This is a genomic window from Roseobacter fucihabitans (genome assembly GCF_014337925.2).
Classification (GTDB): domain Bacteria; phylum Pseudomonadota; class Alphaproteobacteria; order Rhodobacterales; family Rhodobacteraceae; genus Roseobacter; species Roseobacter fucihabitans.
The window spans coordinates 581,817-594,496 of sequence record NZ_CP143423.1 but is presented as its reverse complement, the minus strand read 5'-3'; the positions used below and the strand labels follow the sequence as shown (position 1 = coordinate 594,496).

The 12,680-nt window shown below is 53.5% G+C and carries 13 protein-coding genes and 1 tRNA gene; 3 read left to right on the top strand and 11 right to left on the bottom strand.

The annotated features are described in order from the left end of the window. The first annotated feature begins 23 nt into the window (after nucleotides 1-23). Both ROLI_RS02980 and ROLI_RS02975 read left to right on the top strand, forming a co-directional pair. Nucleotides 24-350, top strand: a complete 327-nt coding sequence (locus ROLI_RS02980) for a hypothetical protein (RefSeq protein ID WP_187430439.1) — start codon at nucleotides 24-26, stop codon at nucleotides 348-350. 276 nt (nucleotides 351-626) lie between these two features. Next, entirely contained in the window at nucleotides 627-1,061 is a 435-nt protein-coding gene (locus tag ROLI_RS02975; RefSeq protein WP_187430438.1) for an acyl-CoA thioesterase, read from the top strand. A gap of 101 nt (nucleotides 1,062-1,162) precedes the next feature. On the opposite strand, the gene ROLI_RS02970 is transcribed toward ROLI_RS02975, so the two are convergent. Together ROLI_RS02970 and ROLI_RS02965 are read right to left on the bottom strand one after the other, a co-directional pair. Next, a protein-coding gene (locus ROLI_RS02970; RefSeq protein WP_338469156.1) for an IS3 family transposase occupies nucleotides 1,163-2,292 on the bottom strand; the annotation gives its coding sequence in 2 pieces (ribosomal slippage) (nucleotides 1,163-2,046 and nucleotides 2,046-2,292; 1,131 coding nt in all). A gap of 189 nt (nucleotides 2,293-2,481) precedes the next feature. Continuing rightward, on the bottom strand, nucleotides 2,482-2,973 hold the full coding sequence (locus ROLI_RS02965) for a monooxygenase family protein (protein ID WP_222869687.1): 492 nt from the start codon (nucleotides 2,971-2,973) through the stop codon (nucleotides 2,482-2,484). On the opposite strand from ROLI_RS02965, the gene ROLI_RS02960 reads away from it, so the two are divergent. After that, complete coding sequence (locus ROLI_RS02960) at nucleotides 2,953-3,702, top strand: hypothetical protein (RefSeq protein WP_187431862.1); 750 nt, start codon at nucleotides 2,953-2,955, stop codon at nucleotides 3,700-3,702. The two genes, ROLI_RS02965 and ROLI_RS02960, sit on opposite strands and share 21 nt — an antisense overlap. A gap of 136 nt (nucleotides 3,703-3,838) precedes the next feature. Here ROLI_RS02960 and ROLI_RS02955 read toward each other — a convergent pair whose 3' ends face one another. The 9 genes from ROLI_RS02955 to ROLI_RS02915 all read right to left on the bottom strand — a co-directional run bounded on the left by ROLI_RS02955 (nucleotide 3,839) and on the right by ROLI_RS02915 (nucleotide 12,592). Continuing rightward, nucleotides 3,839-4,165: a hypothetical protein gene (locus ROLI_RS02955; RefSeq protein ID WP_187431861.1), complete on the bottom strand. Its 327-nt coding sequence runs from the start codon at nucleotides 4,163-4,165 to the stop codon at nucleotides 3,839-3,841. Nucleotides 4,166-4,543: 378 nt separating this feature from the next. Beyond that, on the bottom strand, nucleotides 4,544-5,713 hold the full coding sequence (locus ROLI_RS02950) for a type I restriction-modification system subunit M (protein WP_187431860.1): 1,170 nt from the start codon (nucleotides 5,711-5,713) through the stop codon (nucleotides 4,544-4,546). A gap of 457 nt (nucleotides 5,714-6,170) precedes the next feature. After that, the gene (locus ROLI_RS02945; protein WP_187431859.1) at nucleotides 6,171-6,380 is read right to left on the bottom strand and encodes an AlpA family transcriptional regulator; all 210 of its coding nucleotides are present in this window, start codon (nucleotides 6,378-6,380) and stop codon (nucleotides 6,171-6,173) included. Between the two features lie 123 nt (nucleotides 6,381-6,503). Beyond that, nucleotides 6,504-7,487: a hypothetical protein gene (locus ROLI_RS02940; protein WP_222869686.1), complete on the bottom strand. Its 984-nt coding sequence runs from the start codon at nucleotides 7,485-7,487 to the stop codon at nucleotides 6,504-6,506. After that, nucleotides 7,465-8,424 (bottom strand): site-specific integrase, encoded by a 960-nt coding sequence (locus ROLI_RS02935; protein WP_338469226.1) that lies wholly within the window; start codon nucleotides 8,422-8,424, stop codon nucleotides 7,465-7,467. The genes ROLI_RS02940 and ROLI_RS02935 overlap by 23 nt, the downstream gene beginning before the upstream one ends. A gap of 392 nt (nucleotides 8,425-8,816) precedes the next feature. Continuing rightward, nucleotides 8,817-8,893, bottom strand: a tRNA-Arg gene (locus tag ROLI_RS02930). Nucleotides 8,894-8,999: 106 nt separating this feature from the next. Continuing rightward, nucleotides 9,000-10,433, bottom strand: coding sequence for a HAMP domain-containing sensor histidine kinase (locus ROLI_RS02925; protein WP_187431857.1), 1,434 nt, complete (start codon nucleotides 10,431-10,433; stop codon nucleotides 9,000-9,002). Between the two features lie 15 nt (nucleotides 10,434-10,448). After that, on the bottom strand, nucleotides 10,449-11,867 hold the full coding sequence (locus ROLI_RS02920) for an FAD-dependent oxidoreductase (protein WP_187431856.1): 1,419 nt from the start codon (nucleotides 11,865-11,867) through the stop codon (nucleotides 10,449-10,451). Beyond that, nucleotides 11,864-12,592 (bottom strand): TVP38/TMEM64 family protein, encoded by a 729-nt coding sequence (locus ROLI_RS02915; protein ID WP_187431855.1) that lies wholly within the window; start codon nucleotides 12,590-12,592, stop codon nucleotides 11,864-11,866. The genes ROLI_RS02920 and ROLI_RS02915 overlap by 4 nt, the downstream gene beginning before the upstream one ends. Between the last annotated feature and the right edge of the window lie 88 nt (nucleotides 12,593-12,680).

Below are 12,680 nucleotides of genomic sequence, written 5' to 3'. Positions count from 1 at the left end.
TACTGGGTAGGAGGCACATGTAAATGATGCCCGAGGATGAAAGAGCGGAAGAAGATCGTAAGGTCGACGCCCTTGTAGATTACGTCAGGAGTATTGGCTTAGAAAGAATGGCCCGTGATATTTCTGACGAACGTTTCGTCAGGCGAATTTTAGACAGCCAGCTCTGGATAAACTCGTATAATATTCAGAAATCAATAGAAGATGAACGTCAGACAAACATTGAAGAGCGCTTGATAACCTTTCAATCTCAATTGTTTGACAAAGCGGCAAGCTACAACAACATTGTTATTACATTCGGTTACGCTGGTTTTTTTTGCGATATGGAATTTCGTTTCGGACAAATTGCATAGTTGGGATACTGCGTTAGGCTACCCTCGAGGTTACACAAATTTTCGTAGTGAGAACGCTGCTCGGTCACAATTCACTAGGGTGGACGTAAGTATCTTACGCTGAACACGTCCATGAACTGCCGAAGTCCCGGCCAATTGCCGACATTCGAATGACAGCTCGGGGGTGCGCTGCAACCGGACCAAAGTTACTTTTCGCAGAAGATCCAACGCTGCGGTGCAGCCCCCCCCAATCAAGCGCCGCGATCGCGTTCTTAGCATCAAAGAAGGATATAAAAGATGAGCAATAGTGAGGCGGATATTCTCGCCCGTGCGCAAGAGCGCGGCTCTCATGGACGACAGCAAGACGAAGGCGTTCTTGTTATCCGCACGATTGCAATGCCCGCAGATACCAATCCGGCCGGCGATATCTTCGGTGGCTGGTTGATGTCTCAGATGGATTTTGCCGCCGGAAACATGGCTGGACGGGTGTCACAAGGTCGAGGAGTAACCGTTGCCGTTGAGGGGATGCAGTTCTTGCGTCCCGTCAAAGTTGGTGATGAAGTCACCCTCTATGCAACTCTCCGAAAGGTCGGCAGAACATCTATGCGCGTCCATGTCGACGTCTGGGCGCGCGCACGATTTGATAAGGCCGGAGCCAAGGTGACAAACGCAGATTTTATCTTTGTGGCGCTCGACGAGAGCGGCCAACCGCGTCGGATACCAGACACGTGAAGCAATTAGCCGCAGTAGTGACCTGCTCACCCCACCATGTAAGGGACGGCCCTGAGCTGCCACTGGTCTTGTCGCGGTTGCGTTCCGGTCTCTCAACTCATTTAGGCAGCCTTTCGTTCGAAGGCCAAGGGGCTTTTGCCACCTAATGACGAGTGCCGCCGTCGTGGATTGTAGAACCCATTGATATACTGGAAAATCGCCCCTTCGGCTTTACGCCTGGTTTCCCAGCGGTTGCGCCAAATCAGCTCTGCCTTGAGTGATTTGAAGAACGTTTCAACCATGGAATTGTCGTAGCAGTTTCCCTTACCGCTCATCGAAACTTGGAAGCCGTGTTTAGACAGCCGTTTCTGATAGTCGCCTGAACAATATTGCGACCCGCGATCCGTATGATGCATGCAGCCCTTCGGCGGTTGCCGCAGTGCCACAGCCATATCCAATGCTCGGATCGCCAGATCCCGCTTCATACGATTGCTAACCGCCCAACCGATGACACGACGGGAATACAAATCAAGGATCACTGCCAGATACAACCAGCCCTCACTGGTCCAGATGTAGGAAATGTCATCGGCCCACTTTTGGTTTGGACCATCTGCAAAGAAGTCCTGGCCCAGCAAGTTAGGGGCGATGTTAAACGCATGATTGCTGTCGGTCGTAACCTTGTATTTCTGGGTCCTGATGATTTTGATGCTATTCTCCCGCATTAAGCGGCCCACGCGCCGGTGCCCAACTTGCAGACCCAGTTCTTGCAGTTCTTCGGTCATGCGAGGCCCGCCATAGCTTTGCAGGCTTAAGCGGTGCTGTTCGCGGATATGCGCCAGGATCACCATATCGTCGCGCTGTCGCTGGCTCATCGGGCGGCTTCGCCACGCGCGAAATCCTCGCGACGTAACCTGCATGACGCGGCAAAGAAATTCGACAGGCCATTCTTCTTTCCAGGCGTCGATAAAGGCGAACCTCACCGACTTTGGCCTGCAAAGAAGATTGCCGCTTTTTTTAACACTTCCCTCTCCTCGCGAAGCAACCGAACTTCCTTGCGAAGGCGTTCGTTCTCTTTCTCGACATCCTCGTGAGGACCCGACATCAGGTTGTCATGCTGATGCTTTTGAACCCACTTGTTCAACGTCGAAAGCCCAACTCCTAAATCCGCTGCCGCTTGCGGTCGTGTCAGCCCACTGGTCGTTGCGATGCGTACTGCATCAAGACGAAACTCGTCTGTGTATCTCGGTGCCATTCTCTATCTCCTTCATAGCAAACATTGCTCGAAAGAGACCGGAACTAAAACGTGGCAAGACCATATCTCCTTCATCGGCGCTGCGCTGCAGCTTCACCGATGCAGACATTGGCGAACGAGCGCAGCATTTGAGTTGGTTCGATGGCCACATCTCGGGACAAAGCTTCCCTTTTGAGCTGCGAGACGGCGTTACCCCTTCAATCGCAGGCGCGCTTCACTCTGACTTCCCGTCGCAGGAACAAGCTCGGATGCTTTTCCCAAACCGAAGGGCGGCATCCCGGAATATACAGCCTCGTACTGCCCCGCCTTTATTTGATAGGTCTCGTGCCAAACAGGTAGCGGAACAGGCCCAGCGAGCAAATGCCACAAATTTTCTTGCCGCAACACCAGCTTAGTGTGTAGGATTTTTTTGGTCAGCCCAATTTTGGGAAGGACAGGTTTCAGAAAAGTCCATTTGAAGAAAAAATACCATAGGCTCGTATGACAGAAAATAAAGTTCCAAAGCTGATGCCAGATCAGAATGATGATGACCGGTCCGACAAAAGAAAGGATAACCTTTCCGAGCCAAGCACCGAACACATATTTTCTTTTTTGGACCCCCTGCGCGTCGATCCCAATAATTACGAAGATCGACAGCCGTTGCAGCATCCTGACACGCAAATGAAGGCCCGACTTCTTCATGGGTATTGTATTTCTTCCGGCAAAAAAGTCACCGAAAGCGTCAACAGCCTTTTCGCCATTGCCGAACATTATTCCGGTCAAAATCCGGGTGAACTAGATAGCCCTGAGGTGATCAATGGCATCCCAATATTTTTTAAGTCACTAAGTTCGAAAGACAAATCTGAGTTTTGCTACAATCAAGTTACAAAAGAACTCTCAGTGGAAGCACTTCCGGTTACGATAAATTCACTGCTTGCGACGCGTCGCACAAATCCGAACGACCCTACAAGTTCTGTTGCCGGGCGTTTTGTGCGACGGGTGACACAATATGTCTGTTTTACCCTGTTGTTTTTATTCGCGCTCTACATCGCGTTCGTGAGCCAAAATTTTCTAGGGTTTGGAGATCAGGCAATCAACCATGAAACTCCAATTGTTCAATGGACGATATGGGTAGGGTTTGGCTGCGTTGGTGCATTGGTGCATCTGCTGAATAATGCGCTGACCACCACCAGGCTGCAGACATTCGACGCAAGCGAAGAGCGAAAAGTGGGGCCGCGACTGTTGCTGGGAGGCCTGTTTGGTTTTGTCCTACCGTGGCTTCTTTCGGCAACCTCCACTTTGGATTTGGAAACTGGATCCGCTATCGGGTCCGTCGCCGCCTTCTTCGCCGGATACTCTGTGCGTTTCTCTATTGGACTACTTGAACGACTACTCGAAGCATTGCTGCCTGAGACCAAATCAAAGAATTAGTCGGCTGGTTGTAAAGTCGAAGAAGCCTGTTTCAACCGAAGAGCAAACTCTAGCATAAACACGATGTCAGTTCTGGGCTGAAATGGCGGCGTCACGTTAGCCAATCATGCAGAGCCGCAGCGCAACTATGAAACGATCAAAATTCTTCCCACTCGTGATCTTTACTGGCCATTACAACATCAACCTCACTGTATCTGAGTTCCGACCGGAACGCTCTATAAATGGCATACAATTGATCGTCTGAGCTTTCCGCGTGAAGTACGGTTGTCGAACGTTTTTTCAGGACCGCGCCTAAAACGTCGACGAGTGATCCCACGTTGTCTAGCGTGCATGCCGCCAGAAATCTTTCTGCCTGCATGCGCTCCAATACCATTTCATGCCGATGTTTATCTTCGAACAACGGTCCCAAATCCACCGACTGCTCAATGTCACGCAGTAGAATTTCATGCAGTTGCTCAGTCATAGCTTTCTCCGACGGTGAACCTGGCCTTTGGTTTTCACTTGGCCAACTTGTTAGAGAGAGGATAACCGAGCACCGAGCCGACTGCCGATTTAATTTAACTTTTAGTTAAAATTGGCAGTTTCTGTTCAAAGTGGACAGTAAATGAAGCATATCGTGGGTCTGCACGACCCCGATCATCCGCCACACAGGCTCATGATCGGATGTCAACTTTGGGCTGGCAACGGCCGTCTGGCCGCCCAGAATAAGAGCGTGAATAGTGCTTTCAGTTCGAAATCCGGGCGCTGCGCTGCCGCAAGGCGGCTGTGAGCCCACACCGGACCTGTTGATTTTGGGCTGCGTGCGCTCGCAGCGCGGAATTTGCTGCAACGGCGTAAAACTCTACGCCGCTGCGCGGCGGGAAATCCGGACATTCAAGCGAGCCGCAGCGGAAACGACACGGTCAAGGATCTGCCCCTCGGCTGCACCCCGGAACAGCACCCCATGGGGCAGGATCACCGCCATGGTGCCATTGTCATCCAATTGGTGCAGCATGTGCTGGACAAATGCGAAATCCGCCTTGGACCCCGATGCCAACCGCCCGTATTGGCTATATCGATCATCATTCAATAGCAGCGGATTGGCCGACCACTTGGCGCTGAACGGCGGGTTGGCCACGACGGCCTCGAACCGCTTATTCCCATGCTGCGGGTGTTCGAGCGTGTCTTCCTGTTTCAGATCGAAATTGCGGTAATGCACCCCGTGCAGGATCATGTTCATCCGCGCAAGGTTATAGGTCGTGCGGTTCATTTCCTGCCCGTTGAAGTCGCCCACCGCGACCTCCTTGGCGACACGCAGCAACAGCGACCCTGACCCGCAGGCGGGATCATAGACCGATTTGATCCGCGTTTTCCCGGTTGTGACGATCCGCGCCAGTATGGTGCTGACCTGTTGCGGGGTGTAGAATTCGCCCGCTTTCTTTCCCGCACCGCTGGCGAATTTGCCGATGAGGTATTCATAGGCGTCGCCCAACACGTCGCTTTCGATCTTGTCGAGTTCGAAGTCGATCTCATCCAGATGGGTCAAAACCTTAGCTATCAGGGTGTTTTTAGCCTCTTCGGTGCGGCCCAACTTGTTCGACGTCAGGTCCATGTCCGAGAAAAGATCGTCAAAATCGTCCTCGGATTCCGCACCCATGGTGGACCGTTCGATGCTGTTGAGAATGCGAGCGAGGTCTTCGAGGATGAAATTGCCCGGCTTACTGCCCCGCTTGGCAATTGCGCTGAACAGTTCGGTAGGTTTCAGAAAGTAGCCAAGTTCGTCAATTGACGCTTCCGCCACTGCGTCCAGAATGGCGCGCCCCTCATCAGAGTCTTCATTCACATCCGCGAAGTCCAAACCGTCTTCGCTCAAGACCGTATTGGCATAGATATAAAGCCGTTCAGACAGGTATTTGTAAAAGATGAACCCAAGGATGTAATCGCGAAATTCGTCTGCGTTCATCTTGCCACGCAGGGTATTGGCGATGTCCCAGAGCTTTTGTTCAAGCTTCTTTTTTTGTTCTTCGGTCATAGGGATCATCCACTAGTTGCGAGTATTCTTGATGCAGGATTAGAGCAGGATGGAAAAGCCTTAAAACGGCACAAAATGCCTTGGGCTTAATCCATTCCAACGTTACCTGACCGGCGTCCTCACAGCTATCGTCCATGGACATAAAAACAGGACATTGGAAAACTCCTACCATGGAACTTCATAGCCTGAAGCAACGCTTACGACTGAATCGTTGTTGAGCCAATAAAGCCTGAATATTGCTGAAGATGGCACACCCGAAGCAGCTAAGGATTATCGATTTAGCTGATGAGTCTTAGCTGGCCAAGAAAGTTTGTATATAACACAGCATCCACCTTTTGCAACCCGGCCTTCAACCAATTACGAACGGTTGGGATAGATACACGAGCCGCATTGGCCAATTCGTCAACTTGATAGGCTTTGTTCGCTTTGATCCCCCGCGTCTTGAAACGCCCAGACACTAAGCGCACTCAATACTCGGATCGACGCGCTGGGCCTCAACCCAAGCGTTGAGATCAGCCCCGCGATAGATGATTTTGCGGCCCAGCTTGTAGAACGCCGGACCCATGCCCTTGTGACGCCACTGCGCCAGTTTGTCCCGGTCGCCGATGATTTCAAGGTCCTGATCACCCAGAACGTAATTTCGGTTTTGCTCGAATAGGTTTGTCATGTGTCACCTGCTTTAGAATTACTTTGGTGACACTCAATATTCAGCTTTTTTGCATGTTGAGAATAGAGCTGCATGAGAACAAGCATCGGCATTTCCCAACTTGGGAAAACACGACGTAATTTCTCAGATTTTACCACTGGCTCGCAACTCTCTGATGAACCGACGGATTGCATCCTGTCCGATTGGCTCTCCTGTTTTCCTGATTTTCAGCGATTTATAAGCAGCATCGCTTGAATTGGCCTTCAGGAAATCGAAGAGCGTATCCGCTGCCTTCGTGTCGTATCGCCTCAACAGCTCATCTTCTTTGCAGATTGCCAGCCATAGCTTCTGAAGACAGGCCAGCTTTGTCTTGGTTCTTTTGCTGGCTGTATCCGTCCCTCGGCGAGTTGCAGCCTTCAGGCTATCTAATTGTTTTTTACCACTTCGAGATGTCTCAAAATGTCGTTTGCGCCAGAGCATGTCGGATTTAGCACGGCCCAGACGATACGCTTTGGTCATTTGAGCTAAAATACTCGAGACCTCATCGAGCCTGTTTTCCCTCATTATGGCCGACAAAAGATCGAAACATTCAGCGGCATACCAGTCATCCGAATAGGGCGCAGCCCACGTTTTGATAAAATGAGCGCCTGTACGAGGTGTATTGGTAACGTGTGAAAGTCCGTGGGCATGGAGCATTACGTTAAAAAGTCTTTGCGAAGCTGAATAGTCTTCCAAAAGCAAGATCAATGCCTCTTCAGCCTCTGAATTTGGAGCTATCCGGTCCGTTTCAGAAGTCTCTCGGTTCGACCAATCTTCACTATCGGATTTAAGCGGATCGATATCAGCAATTGGCGCAAAACCAGCTTTTTCAGACTCATATTGAAGGCAGGTACATTCGTAAGAAAAAGTGGCTCTTAGATGACGATAAAGGGAAAAACCTGACTCTCCAATTGGGCACATTTCGTCATTTTGGACGTCAAAAAAGTAGTATTCAGATGGGTTTACTCCATATTCAATCTCGAGCTCATCAGCATCAATCCGCAAATCTTCCATAACGTCCACGTAAAATTGCGATAGTGCTTCGTTTCTAGGTTTGGTGTCTTCATCAGCGCACTTTGTGAAGCTCAATTACCTTAGCTTGCGTGTTAGAAACAAAATTTGACCAACGCTCCATCAACTCCCGCCGCTTGTCCAGCAGGTCAGACCGTGCATAGGCCCGTTCCACATCTGATCCAACTTGATGGGCAAGGCTCATCTCCGCCACCTCACGCGGCACATTTGCGACTTCTGACGCCCAATCGCGGAAGGTTGAGCGAAAACCGTGCACCGTGACGCCTTCCACCTGCATCCGACGTAAGAGCATCAGCATCGACATGTTCGACAATGGCCTATGGCGTTTCTGGCCCTCAAACACATAGTCGGACTGCATCGCGCGCAGCGGTTCGATGATCGACAGCATTTCATCCGTCAACGGGACGCGGTGATCGGCACCCGTTTTCATGCGCTCCGCCGGACAGGTCCACACGCGCGCATCCAGATCAACCTCAGCCCATTGCATCCCCAGCACTTCACCCGTGCGCGACCCAGTCAGGCAGGTGAACATCAGCGCCTTGGCGGCCATCGCCTTGCGGATTTTCAGATTAGCGTAAAACGCTGGCACGTCGCGCCACTGCATCGCCTTGTGGTGCTGGACCTTAGCTTTAACCTTGGGGAGCGCCTGCGCGTCCTTGATCGCCGTGACGGGGTTCTCGCCAGACCGGAAGCCCTTGGAGCGCGCCACGTCCAGCACAGTCTTGATCCGCTGCGCCAACCGTTTCGCGGTTTCGTGTTTGTCCGTCCAGATCGGGGCAAGGCACATCATCACTTCGGGCTGATCAACACTGTCAATCGGCATGCGGCCAATCTTGGGAAAGGCATAGTCGCGCAGCGTGTTGATCCATTGCTGGCCGTGCTTGGCATTCTTCCACGTGGGCATCCGGTCGATATGGACCTGTTTGGCAAACTCTTCGAATGTGGGAATATCGCGTTTTGCGTTGAAACGCGGGTTCAGGCCTGTTTTGGCCATGCGCCGATATTCCAGCGCTCGCTCGCGCGCTTGGTTGATCGTTACAATGTCAGCGCCGCCCAAACCAAAGTCCGTCCGCAACGGCGCGCCCTTCTTGTTCTTTTGCCCTTGACCACCACCCGCACGATCCAGCGCCGCGCGCCAGACGGATCGACCACGAGGTAAAGCCCGTTGCCGTCGCCATGCCGACCGGGGCCAAGGTTCTAGACCAGTTTCTTTGTCAGCTTACCGGATAGTGCCATTTCAACAATACCACATTCTCTACCACTCAAGAAAAGAACATAGACGTCATCGAAAGAAACTCAAGACAATGATGAAATGACGTAAGCGTCGATTAAGCAAAGAAAAAGGCCGCCCAAGGCGACCTATTCAAATTCGGAAAAACGTGGTAGTGGCGGACCGAGGAGGATTCGAACCCCCGACCCCTTGATTCGTAGTCAAGTACTCTATCCAGCTGAGCTATCGGTCCACTAGCGCGGGGTTTAGTGGGGCCTGCGCAGGTTTGCAAGCCCATTCGACGGAAAATTGACACCGCCACAATCGCCCCGGTGCCATACTCCAAAAACGTTCGCAAATCAGCTTTGCCCAACCTGTTGGCGAGATCTCTGCACATCCGTAAATGCGTCAAGCGTGCCGTCACCCTTTGGTAGGAAAATTGAAAAATGCGTGCCGTACGTCCCGGTTCCAGCCAGCTCCAGCGTGCCGCCGTGCCCTTTGATCAATTCCGCGGAAATTGCCAGTCCAAGACCGGAACCACCTTTACTCACACCGCCCTGGAAAGGTGTGAACAGATGCTCTCTGGCCTTAACAGGTAAGCCGGGACCCGTGTCGATCACATCGATCCACCACGCAAGGTCATCCTCGCGCGCGTTCACGCTGATCTCGCCAGTGATTTTCTTCGTGATCATCGCTTGGCGCGCATTTCGGATGAGGTTTGCGAGGACACGGTAAAGTTGTTCGGGATCCGCGCGTATTTTCATCTCATCCGGTATATCACAGGCAAAAGACAGATCAAACTCTCCAATGGCAAGCCGCTCGCTTTCGACGACCTCATCCACCAGATCTGCAAGCGGTAACATCGTCAGCGTCGGACTCGGCTCTTCGGCCTTACCAAAAGCCAGCGTGCTTTCACACAGATGTACGGCGCGGGTGATGGACCCCACCAGCTTGGGGGCCATGCGCTTGACGGTCGGGTCCTCACTCATCTCGATCCGGTCGGTAAACAGCTGTGCGGAGGTCAGGATGTTGCGCAAATCATGGCTGATCTTACTCACCGCACTGCCCAGTTGCGCCAAACGGTCTTTTTGCCGCAAGGCCTGTGTCAGGTCGGTTTCAAGCTTTTGTAGGGCTTCCTCCGCTTCGCGCAGCTCGGTTACACTGGCCGATGGCGTAATGATGCGGCGCGCGTCTTCGGGCGCTGCGGCGTAATTTTGCATATGTCCCACGACGCCCTTGATGGGTTTGAGCAAGAGCGCTCGCATAGCCAGAAACAACAAAAACGCCGTAAAAATGGAGATAACAGCCGAGAGGATCAAAATGCGAATGCCATAATCGATCATGGCGGCGCGCAGAGGTTCCGTCTCCATGGTGATTTCGATCAGCAATCCGGCGTCGCGCACCGGCGCGCCGATCACGCGTATCACTTCGTTATCGGGCGAGATAAACTGGGTCAGCGCGTCGCTTATGAGCACCGCCGCGCCGTTGTCACGCATGTCAAAGGTCTGCGAAATCGGTTGCGGCAGTTCGGAGGACAGCATCAGTTGGCGCACCTGATCGCGACGCAGCACCACGTTGAAAACGCCGGCGTTTTCCAGAAGTTCCGCCTCCAGTTCGCGGTCGATCATATCATCCGCCAAGAGGGCGAGCGAGGCGATCTGCGCCCGCTCCAGCCGGTTCATCAGGTAATCTTCGCGAAACCGGGCGATGGAGGGGACAAAAATCAGCACCTCGGCCAGCATCACGAAGATGGTGGTCAATACAACAAGCCGTCCTGAGAGCGAATTAAACATGGTCTGCGCAGCGTTTCACGGCACGAAGCGTTGAACAAGCCCTACGATTTTCTTGACCGCTGGGCTGTCAAACAGGCGTGGGCTGAAATAGGCACCGGCGGCGCGCTTGTTGATCTCCCCGATGGTGGGGTAGGGCGCGACCATGGCGGCGATCTGGCTCATCTTCATCTTGTTTGCCAAAGCAAGCGCCCAGAGGTTAACCAACTCACCCGCCTGATGGCCGACGATCGACGCGCCCACAGGGCGTCCCTTGACCACCATCACCTTGATGAAACCGCTGCTCTTGCGTTCGGCAATCGCGCGGTCGTTGTGGTGATAGGGGAACCGGACCACCTCAACGTTGATCCCATGTTCCTTTTTCGCCTCTGCTTCGGTCATGCCGACCTGCGCCAGTTCCGGATCGGTGTAGGTCGCCCAGGGGATATGCGCGGTCTTGGCCTTTGAGGGTAGCGCAAACAGCATGGAGCGGATGATCACGCCCGCATGATAGCCCGCAACATGGGTAAACTGCAGCCCGCCCGCTACATCGCCAATGGCATAGACGCGCTTGTTGGTGCTGCGCAGGCTGGCGTCCACCTTGATCCCTGTGCGCGTTGTTTCAATACCCGCAGCCGCGAGGTTCAGTTTGTCGGTATTGCTTTTGCGCCCGACGGCCATCAGCAGATGCGTGCCTTTGATCGACCTGCCATCCTCCGTGACCACCTCAATAGCACCGGCCTTGCCCTTGATTTCGGCGGCTTTGGCGTCTTCCTCGATCACTACGCCCTCGGCGCGCAGCGCGCTCAGCACGACCCCGGTGAGTTCCGGGTCATCCTTGCCGAGCGCCTTGGCACCTTCTATCACCGTTACCTTCGCACCAAGCCGGATATGCGCCTGCGCCATTTCCATCCCGATCGGGCCGCCACCGATGATCAAGAGATGCTCGGGGGCGTCCCGCAGATCAAACAGGGTTTCGTTGGTTTCAAACGGCACCGTCTCGAGCCCTGGGATCGGCGGCACCAGCGGCGAGGACCCAGTGGCAATGACGATGCGGCGGGCCGTGATCACGTTCTCTCCCGCCTGCACCTCACTCGGAGAAATAAAATGGCCAAATTCACGAATGACGTTGATGCCAAACCCCTCGAACCGCTCCTGGCTGTCGACCGGCGCGATCTGCGCGATGACATCTGCGACATGATCCTTGGCGGCGGCGTAATCGGCCGCGCCCGGCGCGTTTGAAACGCCAAACGCCGAACTGTGGCGTTGCCCGTAAGCCGCCTTGCCACTGGCCAGCAGCGCCTTGGAGGGAACGCACCCATAGTTCAGGCAATCGCCGCCCATTTTATGGCCTTCGAGCAGCACGACATCCGCTCCCATCTGCGCCGCACCGGCCGCCACAGACAGCCCGCCAGAGCCTGCACCGATGATCAGTATATCCGTTTTGATGCGTTTCACTTGGTCAGGTCTTTCTTGCCGGTGACGGCTTTGAGGATGACGGGGAGTAAAGACAACGCGCTCAGCCCCAAGATGGGAAATAAGATATGCGGCTCAAAGATCAGGCCAAGGTTCGGGCTTTCGCCGCGTGCGAAGACCTCTCCCAGACCCGCCCCGACCGAGGAATAGACCAGCGAACCGGGGATAATACCGAGAAAGGTGGAGATCACAAAGCGGTAAAGTGGTACGGACAGGAACGCCGGGATCAGGTTGGCCACAAAGAACGGCACCGCAGGCACGAGCCGGATAAAAAACAGCATCGACCATTGGTTTTCATCCAGACCCGTTTTTATCTTGCTAATAACGCCTTCTGAGGCATCCATGCGGGCCTTTAACCTGTCGCCCAGACCATGGCGCGCCGCCAGAAAGATGATCACAGCCCCCAGCGTCGCCCCTGTGACGCTTAGCAGGGACCCCGCGAAAGTTCCGAATAAAAAACCGCCCGTCAGCGTGGCAATCAACGCGCCGGGAAGCGAAAAACCGACAATGACCACATAGGCCAGCACGAATCCCAAGACCGTCAAAACCATATTGGCGTCGCGAAAAGCGATCAACGCCTCACGGTTATCGCGCAATGCGTCAAAGCTCAGGTAATCCCGCAACGTAAAAGCCCCGATCAGAGCAACGCCCAGAAGGATGATCAAGGGGAGGTTTCGCATTGGGCCTGGTTTGGCATCTTTCGTCATTTCCGACACTCTAAGTCCTTTCGTCGCGCAATTTCGCGGTGTCACAGTAGATGACCGTTTTGCCCGTCCTTCGATAGGGTGATCACGG

Bases quoted from the DNA above. Each gene is read 5' to 3' on its own strand.
- ROLI_RS02980 (WP_187430439.1), top strand. From the start codon at position 24: ATGATGCCCGAGGATGAAAGAGCGGAAGAAGATCGTAAGGTCGACGCC.
- ROLI_RS02975 (WP_187430438.1), top strand. From the start codon at position 627: ATGAGCAATAGTGAGGCGGATATTCTCGCCCGTGCGCAAGAGCGCGGC.
- ROLI_RS02960 (WP_187431862.1), top strand. From the start codon at position 2,953: ATGAAGGCCCGACTTCTTCATGGGTATTGTATTTCTTCCGGCAAAAAA.
- ROLI_RS02965 (WP_222869687.1), bottom strand. From the start codon at position 2,973: ATGAAGAAGTCGGGCCTTCATTTGCGTGTCAGGATGCTGCAACGGCTG.
- ROLI_RS02955 (WP_187431861.1), bottom strand. From the start codon at position 4,165: ATGACTGAGCAACTGCATGAAATTCTACTGCGTGACATTGAGCAGTCG.
- ROLI_RS02950 (WP_187431860.1), bottom strand. From the start codon at position 5,713: ATGACCGAAGAACAAAAAAAGAAGCTTGAACAAAAGCTCTGGGACATC.
- ROLI_RS02945 (WP_187431859.1), bottom strand. From the start codon at position 6,380: ATGACAAACCTATTCGAGCAAAACCGAAATTACGTTCTGGGTGATCAG.
- ROLI_RS02935 (WP_338469226.1), bottom strand. From the start codon at position 8,424: ATGGCCAAAACAGGCCTGAACCCGCGTTTCAACGCAAAACGCGATATT.
- ROLI_RS02925 (WP_187431857.1), bottom strand. From the start codon at position 10,433: ATGTTTAATTCGCTCTCAGGACGGCTTGTTGTATTGACCACCATCTTC.
- ROLI_RS02915 (WP_187431855.1), bottom strand. From the start codon at position 12,592: ATGACGAAAGATGCCAAACCAGGCCCAATGCGAAACCTCCCCTTGATC.